Source organism: Paraburkholderia phymatum STM815 (assembly GCF_000020045.1).
Lineage (GTDB): Bacteria > Pseudomonadota > Gammaproteobacteria > Burkholderiales > Burkholderiaceae > Paraburkholderia > Paraburkholderia phymatum.
This window is the reverse complement of record NC_010623.1, coordinates 2,489,570-2,515,026: the sequence shown is the minus strand read 5'-3', so window position 1 is coordinate 2,515,026 and position 25,457 is coordinate 2,489,570. Positions and strand designations below refer to the sequence as shown.

Here is a 25,457-nt window from a genome sequence, read left to right as displayed (position 1 = left end):
CGGACTACGCCGCGCGCTTCCTGCATGAATCGCTTCGTGCGGGAAGCATGCGGCATGTCGGTGGCTATCGCTTCATGCGATCAGAAGAAGCGATAGTTTACCGTCGCGAGGAACGTACGGCCGTAACCTGGCACCGCGCGTCCGCCATCGGACGGAATCAGCGCATCGTAGTAGTTCTTGTCCGTCAGGTTCAGCACGTTGAACTGGATGTCGTAGCGCTTCGCGTGATATGCAGCCATCGCGTCCCAGCGCGTGTAGCCGCCGACCTGCACGAAGTTGTTGTTCGCTGCATAACGCGACGACATGTAGGTCGGCCCGCCGCCGATTTCCCAATGCGGCGTGAACAGGTAGGTGGTCCACAACGTGAGTGTGTGTTTCGGCGTGTTGGCGGGGATCTTGCCCTGGGTGCCGTCGAAGGCCTTCAGGATCTCGCCGTCCATGTACGTATAGCCGCCGAACACCTGCCAGTTGTTCGTGATGTGGCCGGCGAGACCGAGCTGGTAACCGCGCACACGGACGTCGCCGTCGAGCGTATAGCTGCCATCCGGGTTCGCAGTGCGCGCATTCGTCTTCTCGATGTTGAAAAGCGATTGCGTGACGGACAGCCCGCCGCCGAGCAGATCCAGCTTCGCGCCCACTTCATACGACTTGTTGTGTTCGGGCGGCAGGTTCTGCTGCCCGTTTGTCAACGTCAACGCCTCAAGCGACGGATCGAACGACGTGCCGTACGACACGTAATACGATTGCCAGTCGGCCGGCTGATAAATGATGCCGCCGCGCACGCTCGTGAAGTAGTTCGTCTGCGTTGCATAGCGCGGCGTGTTGATCGAGTTGTGGATCGACGCTTCATAGCGGTCCCAGCGCACGCCGCCCACCACCTTCCAGTGCTGGCCGATCGACACGGTATCGTTCACATACGCACCCACGCCATTCGCGCTCGATTCCGCGAGATTGGTGGCGACTTCCTTCACGTTCGCCGGACGCGGCAGATAAGGCGGATCGATCAGCGGTACGACGCCGATCGTGTTCGACGTCATGCCCGGCGAGGTCGCGGTGAAGCTCTGGTTGCTATACGTTTCGTGGCTCAAGTCAAGCCCCGTGATCACGTCATGCCTGAGCGGCCCCGTATTGAACTTTGCTTCGAGATCGGTCGAGTTGTAGACCGAGTGATCGTTGATGTTGCGGTCCTTGCCCTGCAGCTTCACGAACAGCTTCGACGGATCGATGGTCGTGAAGTTGCCGCTGGTGAGCGCCGGCGACGTCGAGAGCGGCCCCGTCAGCACCGACGCCGCGTTGGTGGCGCGCGCCTGCGTGCTGTAATGGCTGAACTGCGTCTGGTTACGCAGAATCAGGTCTTCGTTAAAACGATGCTTGATGCGGGCGCTGAGCGTCTGCACGTCCTGAATCGTGCGGTCGTCGGTGTAGCCGTAGAAGGTGCCGCGATTCACGGGCGCGGGATGGCCGTTCAACGGCGGAATGCCGTAGTCGGGCTGATCGCGGTTGTGCTGGATCAGCGCGGACAACGTGATTTCCGTCGGCGTGCCGATGCCGAACTTCACTTCGGGCGCGACGCCGTAGTCCTTGTTCTTCATCACGTCGCGCGACGAACCGAGGCTCTGTCCGAAGGCGTTGATGCGCAACGCTGACGTGTCAGTGATCGGCGTATCGAGATCGACGGTCGTGCGATAACGGTCATGCGTGCCCGCCTGCACGGAGACGTCGGCGCGCTTTCTCAGCGTCGGCTCCTTGCTGACCTGGTTGATCACGCCACCCGTCGAACCGCGACCAAAGTACAGCGACGACGGACCATACAGCACGTCGATCGACTCGAGGTTGAACGTGTCGCGATAGTACTGGCCGCGGTCACGGAAGCCGTCGAGGTAAATGTCCGTGCGCGCCGAAAAGCCGCGCAGGTTGATGTTATTGCCGATCTGGCCGCCTTCGGCCGCACCGATCGTAATGCCGGGCACATTGCGCAATGCATCGGAGAACGAGCTCACGGCCTGCGATTGCAGCACGGCCTTCGGCACGACGGTCGCGGCTTGCGGAATATCACGCAGCGCGGTTGGCACCTTGGCGCCGACGCTCGACGTCTCCGGCTGGAAGTCGTTGGCGTTGTCCGCCTGGCCCGACACACGAACGGCGGGCAGTACGCTGCTTTCGGAAGGCTGGCTGGCGGAGGGCTGGCTGGCGGGAGAAGTGGACGTTGCGGCCTGCTCAATCTGAACCGCCGGTGTAGCAGGCGTCGTCGTTTGGGCGTAAAGCGGCGTCGCAAAGGCGGCCATGACGGCCGCTGCGAGTGGCGTTGTTCGATACATCGCGATTCCCTGTCGTTATCACTGATTTTTTTGGTGCAACGGGCGCTGCCTGCCCGTCCGGTTCACATGTCCCCGCGAACCGCCCCGCCGAGTCAAAAACGTCCGCGGCTGGCCTCTCTTAAATGCGAATCGCTATCATTACATGAATGGTAATGGTTCGCAATAATGCGTACGGCATGTGTGGCCATTGCGCGTCGTTCTCTTAAAGACGATTGGCTTTTGCCTGGCAGCCGAATCATGCAAATGGTTGACCGCTTTGAATGCGTTTCAACATCCAATAAAAAAGGCGGCGTCTTTCGACGCCGCCTTTTCCGGCCTTCCAACCTTCCCTCTTGAACCTCTTACCGCACCTTGCCCGCCTTCCATGCCGCGAGCAGCTGGTCGTATTTGACCGTTTCGCCCTTCGGCTTTTCATTCGCGAGTTTCTTCCACGGCGCATGTTGATCGGAGAGCCATTTCGACGGATCGCTTTGCGCATTCAATTCAGGCGCACAGACCTTCATGCCCGCGCGTTGCAAACGGCCCAGCACCTGGTCCATCTCCTTCGCGAGGTTGTCCATTGCCGCCTGTGGCGTTTTTTCGCCGGCAACGGCTGTCGCGACGTTCTTCCACCACAGTTGCGCCATCTTCGGATAGTCCGGCACGTTATTACCCGTCGGCGTCCAGGCGACGCGCGCGGGGCTTCGATAGAACTCGATCAGGCCGCCGTATTTGTCCGCGTTCTTCGTGAAGTAATCGCTGTGAATGTCCGAATCGCGGATGAAGGTGAGACCGACAATCGACTTCTTCAGCGACACGCTCTTCGACGTCACGAACTGCGCGTAAAGCCACGCGGCCGCGCGCTGGTTCGCAGGCGTCGACTTGAAGAACGTCCACGAGCCGACGTCCTGATAGCCGTTCTGCATGCCGTCCTTCCAGTACGGGCCGTGCGGCGACGGCGCCATGCGCCACTTCGGCGTGCCGTCGGCGTTCGTCACATTGCCCGGCTTCAGCATCGATGCCGTGAACGCGCTATACCAGAAGATCTGTTGCGCAATCTTGCCCTGCGCCGGCACAGGGCCCGCTTCGTTGAAGGTCATGCCTGACGCTTCAGGCGGCGCATATTTCTTCAGCCAGTCGATGTACTTCGTCGTCGCGAAGACGGCTGCGGGACTGTTCGTGCCGCCGCCGCGCGTCACCGATGCGCCCACGGCATGACATCCGTCCGGCGTCACGCGGATACCCCACTCGTCGACGGGCAGGCCGTTCGGGATGCCTTTATCCGCTTCGCCGGCCATCGAAAGCCACGCATCGGTAAAGCGCCAGCCCAGTGAAGGATCCTTTTTGCCGTAGTCCATATGCCCGAAGACCTTTTCGCCATCGATCGTCTTCACGTCATTGGTAAAGAACTCGGCAATATCTTCATACGCGGACCAGTTGACGGGCACGCCGAGATCGTAGCCGTACTTCGCCTTGAACTTGTCCTGAAGGTCTTTGCGTGCAAACCAGTCCGCGCGGAACCAATAGAGGTTCGCGAACTGCTGGTCGGGCAACTGATAAAGCTTCTTGTCGGGCGCCGTGGTAAAGCTCGTGCCGATGAAGTCCTTGATATCGAGATTCGGATTCGTAAATTGCTTGCCCTCGCCTTCCATATAGTCGGAGAGCGGAATGATCACGCCATAGCGATAGTGCGTGCCGATCAGATCGGAATCGGAGATCCAGCCGTCGTAAATGCTTTGGCCCGATTGCATCGAGGTTTGCAGTTTCTCGACAACATCGCCTTCCTGAATGATGTCGTGCTTGACCTGAATACCCGTGATTTCGGTGAACGCCTTGGCTAGCGTTTTCGATTCGTACATGTGCGTGTCGAGCGTTTCCGACACCACGTGCACCTCCTTGACGCCTTGCGACTTGAGCTTCGCAGCCGTATCGATGAACCATTTCATTTCGTCCATCTGTTGCTGCTTGCTCAGCGTGCTCGGCTGGAATTCACTATCGACCCATTTCTGCGCTTCGGGCGTGCCGGCCAGCGCAGCGTGATTCGCACAAGCCCCCGCGACCACTCCCGCTACTGCAAGCGCGACGATCCGTCTCCTGTGTTGCATGGTCTTCTCCTGTGTCTCCACACCCCTTATGGATCATCAGCCGATAGCCGCCCGGGGCATCAACGGAACCGGTTTGTTCTTACTTCCTTTATCCCTTCAACATGATCGCGAGCAGCACGACGACGGATGCCGCAAATCCGGGCCATGCACTCGCGCCTTCGCCGCTGATCGCGATCCACGCGAGATTCACATACGCCGCCGTCAACAGGCCGATAAAGAGCCGGTCACCGCGCGTCGTGGCAATCGGCAAAAAGCCTTTGCGTTCGACAGTCGGCGAGCGCATTTCCCAAACCGTCATGCCCGTCAGCATCACCACCACGCAGCCGAAGAAGATCGCGACTTCTGGTGTCCAATACATCCACGTGAACATCACACTCTCCCCATCGCGAAGCCCTTCGCGATGTAGTTGCGCACGAAATAGATGACGAGCGCGCCGGGAATAATCGTCAGCACGCCCGCCGCCGACAGCACGCCCCAATCCATGCCCGCCGCCGATATCGTGCGCGTCATGACGGCAGCGATCGGCTTCGCGTTCACCGTGGTCAGCGTGCGCGCCAGCAGCAGCTCGACCCAGCTGAACATGAAGCAGAAGAACGCTGTCACGCCGACGCCCGCCTTGATCAAAGGCAAAAAGATCCTGATGAAGAAGGCGGGAAACGAATACCCGTCGATATACGCCGTCTCATCGATCTCACGCGAGACCCCCGACATGAAGCCCTCGAGTATCCACACGGCGAGCGGCACGTTGAACAGCATGTGCGCCAATGCAACGGCGACATACGTGTCCATCAGACCTACGCTCGAATAAAGCTGAAAGAACGGCAAAAGAAACACGGCAGGCGGCGTCATCCGGTTGGTGAGCAGCCAGAAGAACATGTGCTTGTCGCCGAGAAAGCGATAGCGCGAGAACGCATAGGCAGCCGGCAGTGCAACGAGCACCGACATCACCGTATTCATCAACACATAGACGATCGAGTTGATATAGCCCCAGTACCACGACGGGTCGGTGAAAATGATCCTGAAGTTGTCGAAGGTGACATGGTGCGGCCAGATCGAAAAAGCCGACATCGTTTCTTCATTCGTGCGCAGTGAAATCGACAGCATCCAGTACAACGGGATCAGCGCAAACGCGATGTACGCGAGCAACACGAGCGCGCGTATCCAGCGGCGATCGTCACGCATTGCCTTCTCCCGTCGTTGCAGGACCGCCCTTGCCCACGCGCTCCATCCAGTTGTACAAAATGAAGCAGAGCAACAGGATGATCAGGAAGTAAATCAGCGAAAACGCCGCTGCCGGGCCGAGATCGAACTGACCCACCGCCTTTTGCGTGAGGTACTGGCTCAGGAAGGTGGTGGAGTCGCCAGGTCCGCCGCCCGTCAGCACGAACGGCTCCGTGTAGATCATGAAACTGTCCATGAAGCGCAACAGCACCGCGATCATCAGAACACCGCGCATCTTGGGCAACTGGATATAGCGAAACACCGCAAAGCGACTGGCTCCGTCGATTTCCGCGGCCTGGTAGAACGCATCGGGAATCGCGCGCAAGCCTGCATAGCAGAGCAAGGCGACGAGCGGTGTCCAGTGCCAGATATCCATCACGAGCACGGTCACCCAGGCATCGGTCGGACTCGCCGTGTAGTTGTATTCGACGCCGATGCGATTCAGCGCGTAGCCAAGCAGGCCGATATCGGGCCGTCCGAAAATCTGCCAGATCGTGCCGACCACATTCCATGGAATGAGCAGCGGCATCGCAAGCACGACGAGTGCAGCCGACGCACGCCAGCCCGACGCCGGCATCGCAAGCGCCAGCGCGACACCGAGCGGTATTTCGAACAGCAGCACGCAGGCCGAGAAAATGATCTGCCGTCCCAATGCGCCGCGCAGATCTGGGTCGGTCATGATGTTGCGGAACCACTCCGTACCGACGAACACATGCTGTGTCGGGCTGATGATGTCCTGCACCGAGTAGTTGACGACCGTCATCAACGGCAGGATCGCGGAGAATGCGACGCAAATGAACACGGGCACGACGAGTAGCCATGCCTTCTGGTTGAGCGGTTTGTTCATCGCGTGCCTCCCGTAGCGGCTCGTACCGCGATGCGTTGGTCGTTGCTGAAATAAACGGTTTCGGGTGCGTCAAGACGCAACCACACAGGGCCATCCACGACGCGCAAATTCGGCTCCGTCTTCACGTTGAAAACGTGTCCTTCGCAGTTCGCCGTCACGAGCTGATAGTTGCCCAATTGCTGTGCGCGCGTGACGTGTGCCCTGACTGCGCCTGTTTCACCGTCGTCCGCGAGGCGCACGAATTCCGGGCGAATGCCGAGCTTGAGATCGCCATTCGTGTTCTTGAGTGTCGCGAGCGTATTCGGGTCGACGGCAATGCGCTGCGAGCCCAGCTTTATCCCACCTTCATCGAGGCGCACGGGGCACAGGTTCATCCCCGGACTGCCGATGAAATAGCCCACAAACGAATGATCAGGCCGCAAAAACAGCGCTTCCGGCCCACCCTTCTGCACGACGCGCCCGTTGGTCATCACCACCACTTCATCCGCGAATGTCAGCGCTTCGACCTGATCGTGCGTCACGTAAATCAGCGTGAGCTTCAGTTGCTGATGGATCTTCTTCAGTTGCCGCCGCAGCATCCATTTCATGTGCGGATCGATGACGGTCAGCGGCTCGTCGAAAAGAATCGCCGCGACGTCCTTGCGGACGAGTCCGCGCCCAAGCGAGATCTTCTGCTTCGCGTCTGCCGACAGATTGCTGGCCTTGCGCGGCAGGTCGGGCGCCATGTCGAGAATGTCAGCCACTTCATGCACGCGCGTGCGCACTTCGGTCGTCGGGAGCCCGCGATTGCGCAGCGGAAACGCGAGATTGTCGAACACGGTCATCGTGTCGTAGATCACGGGAAACTGGAACACCTGCGCGATGTTGCGTTCGCGCGCGCCCTGCGTCGTGACATCGCGTCCGTTGAACAGTACCTTGCCTTCCGAGGGCTTGAGCAGACCCGAGACGATATTGAGCAAGGTCGACTTGCCGCAACCCGAAGGTCCGAGCAGTGCATACGCGCCGCCGTCTTCCCAGACCATGCTCATCGGCTGCAATGCGTAGTCGTCGAGCGATGCGGGGTTCGGGCGGTACGCGTGCCCGAGGTTCTGAAATTCAATGCGCGCCATATGCCACCTCCTGCACCTTCGGACGGGCGACGAGATGGGTGTCCGCGCCGAACACGAACAGTTCGTCGGGATCGACGTAGACGTCGAGCTGTGTGCCGATCTCGATCTGATGCACGCCTTGCAACTGCGCCACGAGGTCGATGCCGCCGTGACGCGTGTGCAGGTGCAGGTAGGTTTCCGACCCGCTCAGCTCAGCGAGTTCGAGCAGGCACGGCACCGCGATCGAATGCGCATTGCGCGGCGCCAGCCGCAGTTGGCCGGGCCGTATGCCGATCCGGCAGGCGCCCGTGCCGACGGCTGTCGCCGCCGCACGTCGCACGGGCACGTCGAGGCCGATGGGCAGAAGCGCATCGCCGTTTTCGAGCAGTTCGCTCGTCAGCATGTTCATGGGCGGATCGTTGAAGACGGCCGCTACGTCGACGTTCGCCGGCGCGTTGTAGACGTCGAGTGTCGGTCCGAACTGCAGAACGCGCCCCTTGTCGACCACGGCCGTATAGCCGCCGAGCAGCAGCGCTTCGAGCGGCTCCGTCGTCGCATACACCACTGTGGTCTTGCCGTCGGAAAAAAGCGTCGTGAGCTCGGCGCGAAGTTCTTCGCGCAGCTTGTAGTCGAGGTTGACGAGCGGCTCGTCGAGCAGCACGAGCGAGGTGCGCTTGACGAGCGCGCGCGCCAGCGCACAACGCTGCTGTTGGCCGCCCGACAGTTCGCCCGGCCGCCGCTCGAGCAGATGTTCAATATGCAGCTTCGACGCGACCTCGTTCACGCGGCGCCGTATGTCGGCGGCATCCGTCTTTTGCAGCTTGAGCGGCGACGCGATGTTGTCGTACACCGTCATCGCTGGATAGTTGATGAACTGCTGATAGACCATCGCGAGGTTGCGCCGACGCACGCTGACCCCCGTCACGTCCTGGCCATCGGCGAGCACACGTCCGGACGCAGGCCGGTCGAGTCCTGCCATCACGCGCATCAACGTGGTCTTGCCTGCCTGAGTCGGACCGAGCAGCACATTGATCGCTCCCGGGACGAGCCGCAGATCGACGCCATACAGATGCGTCACCCCGCCTGAAACGACGGTGACCCGCTCCAGTTCCAAAACCAAATTGCTCTCCTTTGTTCGATGCTTCTGATGCAGCTTCGCTTTCTTCTGCTTGTTCTTTGTTCAACCGCGGCTTCGACGCAAATGCAGATGCTTGGGTACGGCTACAGCAAGGACGCGCTTTCGGTGTTCGCCAAGACCCGACGGCGAGGCGCGCGGCCCGGTTTGCATACGAGAGGCAGGCAAGGGACAGCGCCGTGAAGGCGCCCGGGAAACCGTTGTCGATCCATTGTCCCGATTTTGTTTGTTCGGGTACTTCAAAAAGAGGCCGCAAGGCGATGTTCAAAAAGGAAATCAAAACAACAGTAACAATGTTCTCTTTTGTTCGTTTACGTGCAAATCGGGGTTAACCATACAAATCGCAAACGGCTGCCGTCCACAGTACTTACGGACAGTAGAACAATTCATTACGCATTCAGACGGGATAGCTTTCTCATGGAAAGTCGACGGTCAGCGTAACAGAAGAAAAGCAAGGTGCTGCTCCCGCTATGGGCTTCGCTTCGCGCCGTCAGATGACCGGTATTGAGCGTTGCTCCGCCTTCACGAACGAGCCTGTATGCGCACAGGCTTTTCGATTGTCGAAAAGCGCCTTGCTGATCGCCTGGCCGCTCGCAAGGGCGTCGAAGCAAGAGCACGTCGAGCGCAATTTACGAAGCACTCCATCCGTCGACACATTCGAAAAGCGCCTTGTCTGATGGCGTTTATTCGCGAGACAGCCCTCTTCGCAGGTTTTGTCGGGCGCATCGGCGGATGCGGGTATACGTTAATTTGTGTGCGCCGGAGCAGCCCGTTTACTGAGATGAAAGCCAGGTCGTCCGAACTACTTTGATCAGACATGATCGAGGGGTTCGGACGTTGTTTGTCCGTACCGGAGGTGTAGCATGGCGAATCTGTCCAGCAGTGCAATCGACGAATTCAAGGCTCTCACACGAGGCCAGGTCGTATTGCCCGGCGACCCGTCGTTCGATGAAGCACGCAGCATCTGGAATGGCATGATCGATCGTCGCCCCGCGATCATCGTTCGCTGCGCGGGCACCGCCGATGTCCGTCGCGCGGTCAATTTCGCACGCGACAATCAGTTGCTGCTCGCCGTACGCGGCGGCGGCCACAATATCGCAGGCAGCGGCGTGTGCGAAGACGGCATGCTGCTGGATCTGTCGCCGATGAAGTCCGCACGCATCGATCCCGTCGCGCGGCGCGCGTATGTGGAGCCCGGCTGTCTGTTGCGCGACTTCGATCACGAGGCTCAAGCCTTCGGCCTCGCCACGCCGCTCGGCATCAACTCGACGACGGGCGTCGCCGGTCTCACGCTCGGCGGCGGCTTCGGCTGGCTGAGCAGGCGCTTCGGCATGACAGTGGACAACCTGATCTCAGCCGACGTCGTCACCGCCGACGGCGAGATGATCCGCTGCAGCGCCGATTCTCATGAAGATCTGTTCTGGGCGATTCGCGGCGGGGGCGGCAACTTCGGCGTCGTCACGATGTTCGAGTTCCGGCTGCATGAAGTCGGCCCGCAAGTGTATGGCGGCCTCGTCGTGTTGCCGATGGATCAGGCGCGCGATGCACTCGTGAAGTATCGCGCGGCATTCGAAACGTGGCCTGACGAATTGACCGTCTGGGCCGTCGCGCGCTTTGCACCGCCGCTGCCTTTCCTGCCCGCCGACGTGCACGGCAAGCCGATCATCGCGTTCGCCGTCTGCTATACGGGGCCTGCCGCGAACGGCCCCGCCGTGGTGGACGAAGTACGCAGGTTCGGCACGCCCTACGGCGAGCATCTCGGACCGATGCCCTACACCGCGTGGCAACAGGCGTTCGATCCGCTGTTGACGCCCGGCGCGCGCAACTACTGGAAATCGCACAATCTGGCGACGCTCGACGACGGTCTGATCGACGCATTCGTCGATGCGATCGGCAACCTGCCATCGCCCCAGTGCGAAATCTTCTTTGGCGCGATCGGCGGTCAAACGATGCGCGTCGCGCCCGACGCCACGGCCTATTCGAATCGCGATGCAAAGTATGTGATGAACGTGCACGGCCGCTGGACCGAGGCTGCCGACGACGAACGCTGCATTGCGTGGTCGCGCGCCTTCTTCGATGCCTCCGCGCCGTTCGCGCTCGGCAGCGTCTACGTGAACTTCATGACGGAAGAAGAATCCGGGCGCGTCGGCGCTGCCTATGGTCCGAACTATGCCCGGCTCGTCGCCGTGAAAGACCGTTACGATCCGCACAACCTGTTCCGGCATAATCAGAACATCAAGCCGTCCGCCCTGGCCTGAATGCTGCGCGTTCGAAGCGCCGGATGGCAAACTGCTTGCCATTCCGGCGTTCGCATATCCAAGGCTCTTGTTCCGTCGATGCAGGTTGCCGCCCACCCTTCCATGCCCCGCACGCGCGTCGCGTTGCTGACGGTCGTCGCGATGTTCGCGTTCGCCGGCAATTCGCTGCTATGCCGCGTCGCGCTAAAGGGTACCGCAATCGATCCCGCGACCTTCACGTCAGTGCGGATCGTGTCGGCGGCAGTCGTGTTGTGGATCATTCTGCGCACGCGCGGCGAATTGCAACGCGTCGGCGGCAACTGGCTGTCGGCTTTCGCGCTGTTCGCGTACGCCGCGGCGTTTTCGTTTGCGTATGTATCGCTGGCGGCAGGCACGGGCGCGCTGCTGCTATTCGGCGCCGTACAGGCGACGATGATCGGCTACGCGCTGGCGCGCGGCGACCGTCTGCGCCTGTTTCAGTGGATCGGCCTCGCATGCGCACTCGCGGGACTCGTCGGTCTGGTGCTGCCTGGCGTCAGTGCGCCGCCTTTGTTCGCGTCGCTGCTGATGCTGTGCGCGGGCATCGCGTGGGGCGTCTATTCGCTGCGCGGAAAACTCGCCGCCGATCCGACGGTCACCACGGCCGGCAACTTCGTGCGCGCCATACCCTTCGCAGGGCTGGTCAGTGCGGGTATGTTCGCCAGCGCTCGCGTCGATGATGCCGGCCTGTCTTTCGCGGTGCTCTCGGGCGGTTTGACGTCGGGCGTCGGCTATGTGATCTGGTATGCCGCGCTGAAGCACATTCCGTCGGCTACGGCGGCGACCGTGCAACTGAGCGTGCCGCTGATCGCGGCAGCGGGCGGCATCCTCCTGCTCGGCGAACCGCTGACGGCACGCCTCGCATTGAGCTCGCTCGCGATACTCGGCGGCATCGCGCTCGTCGTCGCGCGCCGCTGACGCCGCACCGACAGACAACAATGGCGGCGTGTCCGGCGCGGCCGTGCAGCACCATGCCGCGACAGGGTTCGATCTTGCGAATGAAGCGGTTGGCCGTATGCAACGCCGGGGAGGGATGCAAAGCCGCCGCCGGCGTCCAGCTATGACGCTTACTGGTCGACGCCTACGATCACGCTCGAAGCCTTGAAGACCGCCGCAGCCGCCTTGCCGCTCACGAGGCCGAGACGGTCGACGCTGTCATTGGTCACGATGGCCGCGATCTGCGCGCCGCCCGCCGCCGAAATGATGACCTCGCTATTGACGGCACCCTTCTTGACGGACGCGACCGTGCCCGCGACGCAATTGCGCGCCGACACCTTGCTGCTGTCGGCATCGACCATCACGATCACCGACGAAGCCTTGACGAGCGCGAACGCGGGCTTGCCCGACGCGAGTCCGAGCGAGGTAGCGCTGCCGTGCGTGATGACCGCGACGATCTCGAGGCCGTCCTGCGTGCGGAGCGTGACTTCGTCGTTGACGGCACCGTTCTTGACGGCCGACACCTGGCCGGCGAAATGATTTCGTGCGCTGGTGCGCATGCGACTCTCCTTGGGTTGCCCCTGCTTATTGGTGTTGAAGTGTGGACGAACGCGTTCCGCGCAGTGTACCGCGCGCCTATGACAGCCTGCTGTTGACGGCCGTGCCTGACGAAAGCGCGACAGGTGGCAGGTCGGCCTGCGTGGCACCCCGGTTGCTCGCCTGCAGAACGGGGGCAGCGCAAAGCAGCGCAAAGCAGCGCAAAGGAAAAGGAGCAGGTATGAACACGATTGGATTGTCGCAGCGCATCGAGGAACTGCAACTGGCGCTCGCAGGCATGGTCGAGTCGCCGAAAGCGCCGACGGTGAGCGCGTATCAGGAAGGTGCGACCACCTACCTGATACGCGCTCGTGGGTCGTCGAAACGGGCCGGGATACGACGCTCGACGCGCGCTGTGTCGCGACGATCAAGCTCGGCGATGCGCAGATCGACCGCTATGCGGCGCTCGAAACATCCAGGCGGCGGATCGTGCAGGACCGCCTGAAGGATCTGGTGCGCCGGCATGTCAACGCATCGCGCGGGCAGCCCGGATCGGGCGACAGCTGTTCGATCGAACTCGAAGTCGAGGACGCCGTGTTCGACGTGCCCGACGAGCCGTACAGCATGCTGTAGCACCCGGCTGCCCTCAGCATCGCGATGCTTTCTGTGTCGCCGCCGGGGCAATAGACTATGCTAACGCGCGAGCCGTGTGCTCGCGCCGTCGCACACGCGGCCATTTCTATGAGTCTATTGCCCATGAATTCGACCTCCGACGATAACCCGCGCCCCGCCCTGCGCGCGCTCACGCCGCTCGAAGCCCGCGTGCTGGGCGTGCTGTTCGAGAAGCAGCACACCGTGCCCGATACCTACCCGCTGTCGCTCAATTCGCTCGCGGCGGGCTGCAATCAGAAAACCTCGCGCTCACCCGTGATGAACGTCAGCGAGAGCGAGATTCTCGACGCGATCAACACGCTCAAGCGTCTCTCCCTGGTGCTGGAAGGCAGCAGCAGCCGCGTGCCGCGCTACGAGCACAACATCGAACGCGTGCTCGGGCTGCCGCGCCAGTCAGCGGCGCTGCTGACGGCGCTGCTGCTGCGCGGCCCGCAGACGGCGGCTGAGCTGCGGCTCGCCACGTCGCGCCTGCACAGTTTCGCCGATACGTCGTCCGTCGAAGCGTTTCTCGAAGAGCTCGCCGGCAACGATCCGCCGCGCGTGGTCAAGCTCCCGCGCACGCCGGGCGAGCGCGAAAGCCGCTGGATGCATCTGCTGTGCGGCGAGCCGTCCGCCGAGCAGCTGCGCGGCGCCGCGCTTTCCGACGAGCCGCTGCCACCCGGTGAGCTCGAAGGCCTGCGCGCGCAGCAACGCGAACTGAGCGAACGTGTCGAGCGGCTCGAAGCGCTCGTCGTGCATCTGGCGGGCGAACTCGGCGTGTCGCTCGACGATCTGAAGGGTCGGCTGTAGCTGCCTGACTCGTACCGGCCGCCGCGCCCGGTTCATGGCGATCGGGCGCCGACGGCAGGCGCCCGCCCGCTTGCCTGCCCCGAAGGTCTTCTCCGTACTGCACGGCAACGCCAATCCAACGCTCAGAGGTTGCGAACCGCCTGCAACGAATGCGACGATGCGGGTGGCGCGCGCCACGCGCCTCGAAACCAGCCCCGCCTGCTGCGCCTCAATTGCGTTTCACTGTGCCAGGAGACTGACCGATGAACGAGCACGACGATCCCACACTGCCCCCGGCCTCCGAACTTCCCGACGACGCCGACCGTCCTGACGACCCCGAGCGCCGCCGCGTCCTCACGGGACTCGCGGCAGCAGGCCTCGGCTTCGCGCTGGCGGGCTGTCCGTCGCTGGACAGCGCCGCGAACGGCGCGCCGCGCAGCGCAGCCGACGCGCGCCTCGACGCCGCGCTGCACGATCAGGTCAAGCGGATCGTCGTGATCTACGCGGAGAACCGCAGCTTCGCGAACCTGTACGGCAATTTCCCCGGCGTGCAATTTCCGCTCGCCAGCGTCGCGCCGGAGGGCTACGTGCAGCTCGACCGCGACGGCAAAACGCCGCTCGCCACGCTGCCGAAAATCTGGGGTGGCCTCGTGCCCCGGGCGCAGGAAGTCAACGGCAAGCGCTACATGATTGCCGAACGCGACATCGCCGGCTTGCGCAACCAGCCGTTTCATCTCACCGACGCGCACGGCGCGCCGCTTCCGAACAGCGTGATCACGCGCGATCTCGTGCATCGCTTCTATCAGAATCAGATGCAGATCAACGCGGGCCGCAACAACCAGTTCGCCGCATGGGGCGATTCGGGCGGTCTCGTGATGGGGCATTACCGCAGTTCCGGCGAATCGCTGAAACTGTGGGCCCTCGCGAAGCAGTACACACTGTGCGACAACTTCTTCATGGCCGCGTTCGGCGGCTCATGGCTTAACCACATCTTCCTGATTTCCGCGCAGGCGCCGCTCGTGCCGGACATCGGCAACGGGACGGGCAAGAAACTGGTGTCCGTCCTCGACGGAGACGATCCCCTCGGCACACGCCTGAAACTGGCGCCCGATGCGCCGAAATCGGCGCTCGACGGCCCGCCGAAGTTCGTCAACGACGGCCTCTTTACGCCCGATGGCTACGCCGTCAACACGATGGCGCCGCCGTACCAGCCGAGCATGGTGCGCCCCGCGGAGGGCGGCGACCCCGCGCTCGCCAATCCGGCCGATCCGAAGGTGCTGCCGCCGCAGCGCTACGCGACGATCGGCGACCGGCTCTCCGCCCACGGCGTCGACTGGGCGTGGTATAGCGGCGCGTGGCAATACGCGCTCGATCATCGCGATACGGGCGCCGTGCCCGACTTCCAGTATCACCACCAGCCGTTCAACTACTTTGCGAACTTTGCGCCCGGCACGGCGGCGCGTGCGCGGTATTTGCGCGACGGCGGCGTCGGCGACGACGCGTCCACCAACCACTTCATCGCGGATATCGACGCGGGCCGCCTGCCCGCCGTCACGTTCTATAAGCCGCAGGGCAATCTGAACATGCATGCGGGTTACGCCGATGTCGAGTCCGGCGACCGGCACATCGCCAACGTGATCGAACACATCCAGCGCGGGCCGCAATGGCAGAACACGGTGATCGTCGTCACGCACGACGAAAACGGCGGCTGGTGGGATCACGTCGCGCCGCCAAAGGGCGACCGCTGGGGGCCGGGCTCGCGCATCCCCACGCTCGTCATCTCGCCGCTCGCGAAGAAGGGTTATGTCGATCACACGGTGTACGACACGAATTCGATCCTGCGCCTGATAAGCCGCGTCCACGGGCTCCCGCCGCTGGACGGCATTGTCGCGCGCGACCGGGCGTTCGCGCAGAACGGCCTCGCGCCCATCGGCGATCTGACGGGCGCACTCGATCTCGCATGATGCCGCTGTCGACGTTGCAATAAGGGAAACACATGTTCGTCGTGTACTGGCTCGAAGACGGCAGCACGCCAACGGGAATCGCTCGCTTCGAGCGGTTCCCCGACGATCAGATGACGCAGGCGCTCGCGTTCACGGAAACGCTGCGCAGGAAACAGGCGGCGGGCGAGAACGTGAGCTTCGTCACGCTCTGCAGCGAGAACCCGCGGTCCGTCGGCAAGGCGGGTGCGTCGGGGCCGCCCGCCGATTACACGTGGAAAAAGCGCCGTCCCTAGCGGGCGGCCTGGTCGCTGCGCGCGATGCGACTGCGCGGCGACACGTGTCGCACGAGTGCGCTTCGCGGCGATGCTTCACAACACAAACGCACGACGAAACGGCACAAACGCGAAGCACTGTAAAACATTGAGGATTCCCGATCCATCCGTCGCGACTTCCTGTCAGATTCACGTTCCGAGCCGCCGGGCCGACGCGCCGCCCCGGCGGGTCCGAGCCGATGCAGCGGCATCGTCGAACGACAAGAGGAAGACCGACATGACACCTACGCAATCGAATCGCCGCGTGCCGGGACTGCCACGCGAGGGCCTCGCCGTGCTCGTGCTATTGACCATCGGCGGCTGCACGACGGTCCCGTGGCAGACGGCGCCCGAAGAGCGGTCGATTCAGCCGGCGTGGCAGACGCTCGCCCCCGCCAATCGCCCCGCGCCGCGCGTGTCCCCCAACGCGGACAAACCGTTCACGAACGGCTATTACCGGGTGAAGCCAGGCGACACGCTCTATCGCATCGCGACCCGTCACGGCCAGCGCAGCGACGACATCGTCAAATGGAACAACCTCGCCGACCCCGGACACATCGAGCCGGGCAGCGTGCTGCGCGTCGCGCCGCCGCCCGACGCGGCCGACGAACAGGATGTCGTTGCGACGCCCGCTTCGCCGTCGGCGCGCACGAAGACACCCGCACAGCACGGCGCAGCGAACACGAACGGGAAAGGCGACAAGACCGATAACGTCGATCAGTCGCGCGACGACAAAGCGGACAGAAGCGTTGACAGCCAACACTCCCGCTTCGTCTGGCCCGCTCGCGGCACCTTGAGCGCCGTATATGGACAAGGCAGATCGAAAGGCATGGTGATCGCCGCCAAAGCGGGCGACCTCGTGAGAGCGGCCGCGCCGGGCCGCGTGGTGTTTGCAGGCGATGGCGGCAAACCGTACGGCAAGCTGATCGTCATCAAGCACGACGACACACTCGTCACGGCCTACGGACACAACCGCAAGCTGCTTGTGAAGGAAGGCTCGAATGTGAAGCGCGGCGAAGCGATCGCCGAAATGGCGAATACGGAGCATGGCGAAGGCTCGATGCAATTCGAAGTCCGCAAGCAGGGCAAGGCCGTCGATCCCGCGCCCTATCTTCCGCGCGTCGGCTCTTAGGAAAGCAGCGGCAACCACAGGCCGCCAACGGCCCGCGCCCCTGGCGGCGCCTCCAGCGCCCGAAGCTAGCGTGCCGCGTGGTCGGGCGCATTCGCTTCGAGCAGCCGATCGAGCCGGCCCGCTGTTTCCAGCGCATTCAGATCGTCAAATCCGCCCACGTGCGTTTCGCCGATGAAAATCTGCGGCACCGTTCGGCGTCCCGTGCGTTCCATCAACGCGACCGCTGTGACGCGATCGTTCTGCACGTCGACTTCCCGGTACGACAGACCCTTGTTCATCAGCAGCGCTTTCGCGGCGTGACAGTAAGGACACGTCGGTGTCGTGTAGATCGTGATTGCGGACATGATGTTCTCCGTGTGTGCGTGATGGATACGGCGCGTTACTGGCCGCGGCAGACATCGTCGAATGCAACGACAGCTTGATAAGCGCGATTCATGACGAGCACCTGTGAGAAGCGTTGCCGTCGTCGACGGGACGACTCAACTGTAGGGGCGCATTGCGGGGGCGTGAATGTCGCCGCGTCTCACGAAGATGCTCGATCGGCTCACCGGCTTTCGGCCGTTGCCACGCTAAGCCTGGCGCGCGGCTCGAGTGCGACGGGCGCGCGCCCTGTCCAGTAAGGGCTTCGGGCGGATGGACGCGATCCGATGACACGCCCATCGCCGCGTGCGGCAGAGTTTCTGAAATTCTCTATTGCGCCTCGGCGCGCGCAGGCTCGTCGTCGGCTACCTCCTGTGCGGCCTGCACATGTCCGCCCGACGCGCGCCAGCGCGCGGGCGTCACGCCGATCTGTTTCTTGAACACACGTTGGAACGCCGCTTCCGACTGATAGCCGACCGTCTCGCCGATATCGCCGACGGGCGTCGTCGATTCGAGCAGCATGCGGCCCGCGATGGTCATGCGAACCTCCGTCAGCACGTCGGTGGCCGAGCGGCCGATCGCCTCCTGGAATTGCCGCACAAACGTCGCACGCGACATGTTGCACAGCGCGGCGAACTGGTCGAGCGTCCACGGCTTGCCGGGCGACTCGAACATCGCGGACACGGCCGCCTGCAAACGCGGACGCCCGGCCAGCGCCAGCAGGCCGTGCGGCGGCTGTGCCGCTTCGCTCGCAAAGCGTAGCGTAAGCGCAAACAGCGCAGCCGACAGATGGTTGACGAGCGTTTCGCTGCCGGGGCATTCGTCCGCGGCCTCCTCGCGCATCAACTGGATCAGCCGCGCGAGTCGCGAACCCGCGACGCTCGTCTGCCCGTCGCTGTCGTCGCTATTCGAAGCCTCGCCGCCCGCCGTCGTATGCGCGCCGCTGCGCACGACCAGCCGCGACGGCAGATGGTCGCGCAGCAGCCGGTCCGGCACCGCGCCGAGCAAAAACCGGCCGCACAGGATGTCGGCCGTTTCCCCCGTACCGCCGTTTTCCGCGACGGTCAGCATGATGTTGCGCCGCTCGGTCGCAGGCACGGGTTGAGCGCCGCTGCCGTCGTGGATGCGGTGCGCACTGCCCGTCGGAAACACGATGATGTCGCCCGCCACCAGATGCTCGGGCGGCCCGTTGCCGTCTTCGAGCACTGCGCGCCCCGACAGCAGCACGTGATACGGAATCTCGCGCACGCCTGCCGGGCCTTCTTCGATTGCCCACGGCGCGCCGAAGTGGCAACGGACATCCACACGCCCGCTCACGGGCATCAGCGACAGGAAGCGGCTTAACAAATCCATATGAGCCGAATAAGCATGTTTTTGAATCGTTCGAGGATTAGCACGGCGAACCCGAAACCGTACAGTGACACCGTGCAAGGCAAACCGATTCTACTGGACGGTAGCGCGGCGCGCGGCAGAGGTGAAACGGGATCCGCCGCCCGAACGTCCGAACGAGGAACATCATGAAGACGCTTCATATCGATGTCGCAGTGATTGGCGCAGGCAGCGCAGGTCTGCCCGCGTTCCGCGCGGCGAAGGCGGCGGCCGCGCGTGCCGTGCTGATCGAGGGCGGCGCGTACGGGACGACCTGTGCGCGCGTCGGCTGTATGCCGTCGAAGCTGCTGATCGCGGCCGCGGAGGCCGCGCATGCGGCGCGCAGCACGGCGCCGTTCGGCGTGCACGTCGACGGCGCCGTGCGGATCGACGGACGCGAGGTGATGGCGCGCGTCAAGCGCGAGCGCGACCGCTTTGTCGGCTTCGTCGTCGAATCGACGCAAAGCGTGCCCGACGAAGAGCGGCTGATCGGCTACGCGCAGTTCATCGACGACAACGTGCTGCAAGTGGGGGACCATACGCGCGTCCATGCGAAGAGCGTGGTGATCGCCACGGGTTCGTCGCCGTATGTGCCCGCGATGTATCAGGCGCTCGGCGACCGCGCGATCGTCAACGACGACGTGTTCGCGTGGGACGACCTGCCGCGCAAGGTCGCCGTGGTCGGCGCTGGCGTGATCGGGCTGGAACTGGGTCAGGCGCTGGCGTGGCTCGGCGTCGACGTGACGATGCTCGGCGCACGCGGTCGGGTCGGTCCGTTGAGCGATCCTGCCATCAAGGGTTACGCGCGCCATGTGTTCAGCGACGTGTTCCACTTCGAGCCGGATGCGCACGTCGAAGCGGCGACGCGCGAAGGAGACAGCGTGCATCTGCGCTATCGCGACGGCGCGGGCGAACTGCGTGAGGACACGTTCGACTATGTGCTGGTCACGGCAGGCCGCCGTCCGAACCTGGATAAGCTCGCGCTGCACAACACGACGCTCCAACTCGATGCGCGCGGGGTGCCCGTGTTCGATCCGCTGACACTGCAGGCAGGTCGGCATCCCGTGTTCATGGCGGGCGATGCGAACGACGTTCTCCCGCTGTTGCACGAAGCCGCCGACGAAGGCCGCTCGGCCGGCGAGAACGCGGCGCGTTTTCCCGATGTCAAGCCGCTGCTACGCCGCGCACCGATCTCGGTGGTGTTTTCGGAGCCTGGCATGGCGATGGTCGGCGCCCGCCATGCAGACCTCGCAGCGGGAGCGTTCGTGACGGGTGAAGTGAGCTTCGAAGATCAGGGCCGCAGCCGCGTGATGCTGCGCAATCGCGGACTGATGCATGTGTATGCCGACAAGGCGACACGCCGCTTCCTGGGCGCCGAGTGGATCGGACCGGACGCCGAGCACATCGCGCATCTGCTCGCTTGGGCGCTGCAGATGAACCTCACGGTCGACGCGATGCTGGCGATGCCGTTCTATCATCCCGTCGTCGAAGAAGGCTTGCGTACGGCATTGCGCGATGCCGCAGCGCAATTGCCGAAGGCGTGATCGGAAGCGGGGTGTGACGATGCGCGTGAACAACTGCGACGCGCACGTCACGCGCCTTCCGCATGCGGCGGCAAATACTCCATGTGCGCTTCTTCGTAGAGCCGATAGATCAGCTCCAGCATTTCCGTGAGATCTTCGGATTCGTCGAGCATGCGCATGCTCATGATGATGGGCGACACGAGGTTCGAGTCGTCGAGTTCCTTGTAGCTCACATCGTCGCGCTTGAGTCCATACACGCTGCCCGGCACGACGGATATCCCCTCGCCCGCCGCCACCAGTCCCAGCGCGATCTGCAATTCGCGCGTCTCGTAGATATGCGACGGCTCCAGCCCGCGATCGCGGAATGCGGCCAGCACCTGATCCGCGTAACTCGGACGCGGCGCCTTCGGAAAAATGATCAGCGTCTCGTTGATCAGATCGTGCAGCGACAGCACCGGCTTCAGGTCCGCCAGCGGATGGCCGAACGGCAGCGCGACGATCATGCGCTCCTCGCGCAACACGATGCGCCTGATGCTCGGATCCTCATGACGAATGCGCCCGAAGCCGACGTCGATCGTGCCTTCCTTGAGCGCCTTGATCTGGTCCATCGTCGACATTTCATGCAGCGTCAGTTCGACGGCATGGTGCTCGGTGCGAAAGCGCCGGATGATTTTCGGCAGCATGCCATACAGCGTCGAGCCGACGAACCCCACAGAGAGACTGCGCTCGATCTTGCCGACGCGCCGCGTCATCGATTCGAGCTCGGCCGTCTGCGCGAGCAGCTGCACTGCGTGCGAGTAAAAGAAGCGCCCCGTGTCCGTCAATTCGACAGGCCGCGAATTGCGCACAAAGAGCTGCACGCCCAGCAACTCTTCGAGCTGCTGCATCTGGCGGCTGAGCGGCGGCTGCGCGATATGCAACCTTTGCGCGGCGCGCGTGAAGTTGCGCTCCTCGGCCACGGCGACGAAATAACGGAGATGGCGCAGCTCCATGACGATACCCCTTGGATATTGAACTGATACTAAATCAGTGTTGGACGGGCAGCATGTGCGCCAACTACTCTTCGTTCAACCGCAGCGCCCTCACAAATTATACCTTTCGGGTAGCAACCGGACGACGGCGCGCGCAGACATCGAAAGGAGACATCCGATGATCCCCATCTACCCGGACCGCAGTCCGGCACTCAAGCACATCGACGATTACCTCGTCGAAGACACGGCCCGCGGCGACTACCGCCTGCATCGCAGCGCGTTCACCGACGAAGCGCTGTTCGAGCTTGAAATGCAGCATATTTTCGAAGGCAACTGGATCTATCTCGCACACGAAAGCCAGATCCCGTCGAACAACGATTACTTCACGACGACGATGGGTCGTCAGCCCGTCGTCATCACGCGCAATCGCCAGGGTGAACTGAGCGCGCTCGTCAATTCGTGCACGCATCGCGGCGCGATGCTGTGCCGCCATAAACGCGGCAACAAGGCGACTTTCACCTGCCCGTTTCATGGCTGGACCTTCAACAACAGCGGCAAGCTGCTGAAAGTGAAAGACCCTGCCGACGCGGGTTATCCCGAGTGCTTCAATCACGAGGGCTCACATGATCTGAAAAAAGTCGCGCGGTTCGAAAGCTATCGCGGCTTTCTGTTCGGCAGCCTGAATCCCGATGTGAAACCGCTCGCCGAGTATCTCGGCGAGGCCGCGCGCATCATCGACATGATCGTCGACCAGTCGGAGCAAGGTCTCGAAGTGCTGCGCGGGTCGTCGACCTATACGTATGAAGGCAACTGGAAGCTGACGGCGGAAAACGGCGCAGACGGTTATCACGTGTCGGCCGTGCACTGGAACTACGCGGCGACCACGAACCAGCGCAAGGAAAAGAACGCCGCCGAAGACAAGATCCGCGCGATGGATGCGGGCGGCTGGGGCCGTCAGGGCGGTGGCTTCTACGCGTTCGAACACGGCCATATGCTGCTGTGGTCGCGGTGGGCGAACCCGGAAGACCGCCCGAACTTCAATCGCCGCGACGAATTCGCCGCGCGTTGCGGCGGCGAGACCGCGGACTGGATGATCCAGAACTCGCGCAATCTGTGTCTTTATCCCAACGTGTATCTGATGGATCAGTTCGGCTCGCAGATTCGCGTGCTGAAGCCGCTGTCCGTCAACAAGACGGAAGTGACCATCTATTGCATCGCGCCCAAGGGCGAATCCGACGATGCGCGGGCGCGCCGCATCCGCCAATACGAAGACTTCTTCAACGTGAGCGGCATGGCGACCCCCGACGATCTCGAAGAATTCCGCGCGTGCCAGCAAGGCTATGCGGCGCGTTCCGTCGAATGGAACGACATGTGCCGCGGCGCGACGCACTGGATCGAGGGCCCGGACGAAGGCGCGAAGAAGATCGGCCTCAAGCCGCTGCTCTCCGGCGTGAAGACGGAAGACGAAGGCCTGTACACGATCCAGCACCGCTACTGGGTCGAAACGATCCGCGATGCCCTCGCCAGGGAAAGGAGCGCAGCATGAGCACGATCGCCACTACGCCGACGCTCGCTGATATTCAGGCGTTTCTCTATCGCGAAGCGCGTTTGCTCGACGACGAGCAATGGGACGAATGGCTGGATCTGTATCACCCGGACGCCGTCTTCTGGATGCCGTCGTGGGACGACACGGACCAATTGATCACCGACCCGCAGCGCGAGATTTCGCTGATCTATTATCCGAGCCGCCAGGGTCTCGAAGACCGCGTGTTCCGCATCAAGACCGAGCGCTCAAGCGCAACGATTCCCGACACGCGAACGAGCCACAACCTCAGCAACGTCGAGCTCGAGCATCACGACGACGGTGTGTGCACGGTGCGCTTCAACTGGCACACGCTCAGTCATCGCTACAAGACCAATTACAGCTACTTCGGCATGTCGCGCTACGTGATCGATTTCAACGGCGAGTCGCCGCGCATCCTGAACAAGTATGTCGTATTGAAGAACGACTACATCAATCAGGTCATCGACATCTATCACATCTGAACACGCGGTCCCTCACGATACGCGAGCAGCAGTCAGGAGCAGTTCATGGAACATCGCATCGCACTTCAGTTCGAAGATGGCGTCACGCGCTTCATCGCGTGCCGCGACAACGAAACGCTGTCGGACGCCGCCTACCGTCAGAAGATCAACATTCCGCTCGATTGCCGCGACGGCGCGTGCGGCACGTGTCGCGGCTTCTGCGAATCGGGCACGTACGACCTGCCTGAATCGAGCTACATCGAAGACGCGCTGACGCCCGAAGATGCCGCGCAAGGCTATGTGCTCGCCTGTCAGACGCGGCCGCGCTCGGACTGCGTGATCCGCGTGCCCGCTTCTTCCGCGGCGTGCAAGACGGGGGTCGCGCGTCACGAAGGGACGCTCGCGAATGTGCAGAAGCTCTCCGATTCGACGATCGAATTTTCGATCGACGTCGACGCGCCCGATCAGCTGACATTTCTCGCGGGGCAGTACGTCAACGTCGAAGTGCCCGGCAGCCAGCTGTCGCGCTCGTATTCGTTCAGTTCGGCGCCGGGCGAGTCGCGCGTGTCATTCGTCGTGCGCAACGTACCCGAAGGCAAGATGAGCACGTATCTGAGCAAGCACGCGCAAGCGGGACAACGCGTCGCGTTTTCCGGACCGTACGGCGCGTTCTATCTGCGCGACGCCGCGCGGCCCGTGCTGTTTCTCGCGGGCGGAACGGGCATTGCGCCGTTTTTGTCGATGCTCGACGTGCTCGCCGCGAAAGACCGTGCGAGTCAGCCTGTACGCATGGTGTATGGCGTAACGAAGGACATCGATCTCGTCGCGTTGACGCAACTCGATGCCGCGCAAGACAAACTGCCCGATTTCGAATACCGCACCTGCGTGGCCGACCCGGAGAGCGCGCATCCCCTCAAGGGCTATGTGACGGCGCACGTCGATCCCGCGTGGCTCAACGGCGGCGATGTGGACGTGTACCTGTGCGGCCCCGTTGCGATGGTCGACGCAGTACGCGGCTGGCTCGGCGACATCGGCGTGACGCCCGCCAGCTTCCACTACGAAAAATTCTCTGCCACCAACGCGGCCTGACCATCATGAATCAACGCTTCAAAGGAAAAGTCGTCGTCGTGACGGGCGCGGCGCAAGGCATCGGACGGGGCGTCGCACTGACGGCCGCGCGAGAAGGTGCAACCGTCGTGCTGTGCGACCGTTCGGATTTCGTGCATGAAGTCGCGGCAGACATTTCCGCGCCGGGCGCACGCTGCATCGCCGTGATCGCCGATCTGGAAACGTATGCCGGCGCGTGCAAGCTGGCGGAAGCCGCACTCGGTGCATTTGGCCGCATCGACGTGCTGATCAACAACGTAGGCGGCACGATCTGGGCGAAGCCGTATCAGCAGTATGAAGAAGCGCAGATCGAAGCTGAAGTGCGCCGCTCGCTGTTTCCGACGCTATGGTGCTGCCGCGCTGTGCTGCCTTCGATGATCGAAAGGCAGGCGGGTGTGATCGTCAATGTGTCGTCGATTGCGACGCGCAGCATCTACCGGGTGCCCTATGCGGCGTCGAAAGGCGGCGTGAATGCGTTGACGGCCAGTCTCGCGTTCGAACACGCCGCCGACGGCATCCGCGTCAACGCCGTCGCCACGGGCGGTACGGAAGCGCCGCCGCGACGCGTGCCGCGCAACGCACAACAGCAGACCGAACAGGAAGCGATCTGGTATCAGGGCATCGTCGACCAGACCAAGGCGAGCAGCCTGATGCATCGTTACGGCACGATCGAGGAACAGGTCGGCGCGATCCTCTTTCTCGCTTCGGACGACGCGTCATACATTACGGGCACCGTGTTGCCCGTGGGCGGCGGCGATCAGGGCTGACCCACACGCGAAAGACCGGCGAAAAAAAACGCGGCTCGAAAGCCGCGTTTAAAGCATGTTGTCTGCTG

General features: G+C 62.8%; 23 protein-coding genes. 12 read left to right on the top strand and 11 right to left on the bottom strand.

Annotation, left to right across the window (positions count from 1 at the left end):
• Positions 1 to 80 precede the first annotated feature (80 nt).
• From BPHY_RS26880 to BPHY_RS26850, 7 genes are all read right to left on the bottom strand, one after another.
• Complete coding sequence (locus tag BPHY_RS26880; RefSeq protein WP_012404615.1) at positions 81 to 2,318, bottom strand: TonB-dependent receptor; 2,238 nt, start codon at positions 2,316 to 2,318, stop codon at positions 81 to 83.
• A gap of 341 nt (positions 2,319 to 2,659) precedes the next feature.
• Entirely contained in the window at positions 2,660 to 4,402 is a 1,743-nt protein-coding gene (locus BPHY_RS26875; protein ID WP_012404614.1) for an ABC transporter substrate-binding protein, read from the bottom strand.
• A gap of 88 nt (positions 4,403 to 4,490) precedes the next feature.
• Positions 4,491 to 4,772: a DUF2160 domain-containing protein gene (locus BPHY_RS26870; RefSeq protein ID WP_012404613.1), complete on the bottom strand. Its 282-nt coding sequence runs from the start codon at positions 4,770 to 4,772 to the stop codon at positions 4,491 to 4,493.
• The gene (locus BPHY_RS26865; RefSeq protein ID WP_012404612.1) at positions 4,772 to 5,584 is read right to left on the bottom strand and encodes a carbohydrate ABC transporter permease; all 813 of its coding nucleotides are present in this window, start codon (positions 5,582 to 5,584) and stop codon (positions 4,772 to 4,774) included. Before BPHY_RS26865 ends, BPHY_RS26870 begins: the two co-directional genes overlap by 1 nt.
• Complete coding sequence (locus tag BPHY_RS26860) at positions 5,577 to 6,470, bottom strand: carbohydrate ABC transporter permease (RefSeq protein WP_012404611.1); 894 nt, start codon at positions 6,468 to 6,470, stop codon at positions 5,577 to 5,579. The genes BPHY_RS26865 and BPHY_RS26860 overlap by 8 nt, the downstream gene beginning before the upstream one ends.
• Positions 6,467 to 7,579 carry an ABC transporter ATP-binding protein gene (locus BPHY_RS26855; RefSeq protein WP_012404610.1) on the bottom strand — a complete coding sequence of 371 codons (1,113 nt, stop codon included), beginning with the start codon at positions 7,577 to 7,579 and terminating at the stop codon, positions 6,467 to 6,469. Before BPHY_RS26855 ends, BPHY_RS26860 begins: the two co-directional genes overlap by 4 nt.
• Positions 7,566 to 8,678: an ABC transporter ATP-binding protein gene (locus BPHY_RS26850; RefSeq protein WP_012404609.1), complete on the bottom strand. Its 1,113-nt coding sequence runs from the start codon at positions 8,676 to 8,678 to the stop codon at positions 7,566 to 7,568. Before BPHY_RS26850 ends, BPHY_RS26855 begins: the two co-directional genes overlap by 14 nt.
• A gap of 878 nt (positions 8,679 to 9,556) precedes the next feature.
• Between BPHY_RS26850 and BPHY_RS26845 the strand changes: the two genes are divergently transcribed.
• A complete protein-coding gene (locus BPHY_RS26845) occupies positions 9,557 to 10,951 on the top strand; it encodes an FAD-binding oxidoreductase (protein ID WP_012404607.1) in 1,395 nt (464 codons plus the stop codon).
• A 102-nt stretch (positions 10,952 to 11,053) separates the two neighbouring features.
• Entirely contained in the window at positions 11,054 to 11,887 is an 834-nt protein-coding gene (locus BPHY_RS26840) for a DMT family transporter (RefSeq protein WP_041764826.1), read from the top strand.
• A 149-nt stretch (positions 11,888 to 12,036) separates the two neighbouring features.
• On the opposite strand, the gene BPHY_RS26835 is transcribed toward BPHY_RS26840, so the two are convergent.
• Positions 12,037 to 12,465 (bottom strand): TOBE domain-containing protein, encoded by a 429-nt coding sequence (locus tag BPHY_RS26835; protein ID WP_012404605.1) that lies wholly within the window; start codon positions 12,463 to 12,465, stop codon positions 12,037 to 12,039.
• Positions 12,466 to 12,931: 466 nt separating this feature from the next.
• Between BPHY_RS26835 and BPHY_RS43355 the strand changes: the two genes are divergently transcribed.
• The 5 genes from BPHY_RS43355 to BPHY_RS26810 all read left to right on the top strand — a co-directional run bounded on the left by BPHY_RS43355 (position 12,932) and on the right by BPHY_RS26810 (position 17,268).
• On the top strand, positions 12,932 to 13,075 hold the full coding sequence (locus BPHY_RS43355; RefSeq protein WP_012404603.1) for a hypothetical protein: 144 nt from the start codon (positions 12,932 to 12,934) through the stop codon (positions 13,073 to 13,075).
• A gap of 123 nt (positions 13,076 to 13,198) precedes the next feature.
• A complete protein-coding gene (locus BPHY_RS26825) occupies positions 13,199 to 13,903 on the top strand; it encodes a YceH family protein (RefSeq protein ID WP_012404602.1) in 705 nt (234 codons plus the stop codon).
• Positions 13,904 to 14,145: 242 nt separating this feature from the next.
• Positions 14,146 to 15,846 carry an acid phosphatase gene (locus BPHY_RS26820; RefSeq protein WP_012404601.1) on the top strand — a complete coding sequence of 567 codons (1,701 nt, stop codon included), beginning with the start codon at positions 14,146 to 14,148 and terminating at the stop codon, positions 15,844 to 15,846.
• Between the two features lie 32 nt (positions 15,847 to 15,878).
• Positions 15,879 to 16,118 (top strand): hypothetical protein, encoded by a 240-nt coding sequence (locus tag BPHY_RS26815; protein ID WP_012404600.1) that lies wholly within the window; start codon positions 15,879 to 15,881, stop codon positions 16,116 to 16,118.
• Between the two features lie 256 nt (positions 16,119 to 16,374).
• Entirely contained in the window at positions 16,375 to 17,268 is an 894-nt protein-coding gene (locus BPHY_RS26810) for a M23 family metallopeptidase (RefSeq protein WP_012404599.1), read from the top strand.
• Between the two features lie 65 nt (positions 17,269 to 17,333).
• On the opposite strand, the gene grxC is transcribed toward BPHY_RS26810, so the two are convergent.
• Both grxC and BPHY_RS26800 read right to left on the bottom strand, forming a co-directional pair.
• On the bottom strand, positions 17,334 to 17,612 hold the full coding sequence (grxC, locus tag BPHY_RS26805; protein ID WP_012404598.1) for a glutaredoxin 3: 279 nt from the start codon (positions 17,610 to 17,612) through the stop codon (positions 17,334 to 17,336).
• Positions 17,613 to 17,958: 346 nt separating this feature from the next.
• Positions 17,959 to 18,981 carry an AraC family transcriptional regulator gene (locus BPHY_RS26800; protein WP_012404597.1) on the bottom strand — a complete coding sequence of 341 codons (1,023 nt, stop codon included), beginning with the start codon at positions 18,979 to 18,981 and terminating at the stop codon, positions 17,959 to 17,961.
• 164 nt (positions 18,982 to 19,145) lie between these two features.
• On the opposite strand from BPHY_RS26800, the gene BPHY_RS26795 reads away from it, so the two are divergent.
• Positions 19,146 to 20,540, top strand: coding sequence for a dihydrolipoyl dehydrogenase (locus BPHY_RS26795; RefSeq protein ID WP_012404596.1), 1,395 nt, complete (start codon positions 19,146 to 19,148; stop codon positions 20,538 to 20,540).
• A 47-nt stretch (positions 20,541 to 20,587) separates the two neighbouring features.
• Here BPHY_RS26795 and BPHY_RS26790 read toward each other — a convergent pair whose 3' ends face one another.
• A complete protein-coding gene (locus tag BPHY_RS26790; RefSeq protein WP_012404595.1) occupies positions 20,588 to 21,511 on the bottom strand; it encodes a LysR family transcriptional regulator in 924 nt (307 codons plus the stop codon).
• A 157-nt stretch (positions 21,512 to 21,668) separates the two neighbouring features.
• Between BPHY_RS26790 and benA the strand changes: the two genes are divergently transcribed.
• From benA to BPHY_RS26770, 4 genes are read left to right on the top strand one after another with little or no spacing between them, the layout of a single operon-like run.
• Positions 21,669 to 23,036, top strand: coding sequence for a benzoate 1,2-dioxygenase large subunit (gene benA, locus BPHY_RS26785; protein WP_012404594.1), 1,368 nt, complete (start codon positions 21,669 to 21,671; stop codon positions 23,034 to 23,036).
• The gene (benB, locus tag BPHY_RS26780) at positions 23,033 to 23,536 is read left to right on the top strand and encodes a benzoate 1,2-dioxygenase small subunit (protein WP_012404593.1); all 504 of its coding nucleotides are present in this window, start codon (positions 23,033 to 23,035) and stop codon (positions 23,534 to 23,536) included. The genes benA and benB overlap by 4 nt, the downstream gene beginning before the upstream one ends.
• A gap of 45 nt (positions 23,537 to 23,581) precedes the next feature.
• The gene (gene benC / locus BPHY_RS26775; protein ID WP_012404592.1) at positions 23,582 to 24,604 is read left to right on the top strand and encodes a benzoate 1,2-dioxygenase electron transfer component BenC; all 1,023 of its coding nucleotides are present in this window, start codon (positions 23,582 to 23,584) and stop codon (positions 24,602 to 24,604) included.
• A gap of 5 nt (positions 24,605 to 24,609) precedes the next feature.
• Positions 24,610 to 25,389: a 1,6-dihydroxycyclohexa-2,4-diene-1-carboxylate dehydrogenase gene (locus tag BPHY_RS26770; RefSeq protein ID WP_012404591.1), complete on the top strand. Its 780-nt coding sequence runs from the start codon at positions 24,610 to 24,612 to the stop codon at positions 25,387 to 25,389.
• Positions 25,390 to 25,457 lie beyond the last annotated feature (68 nt).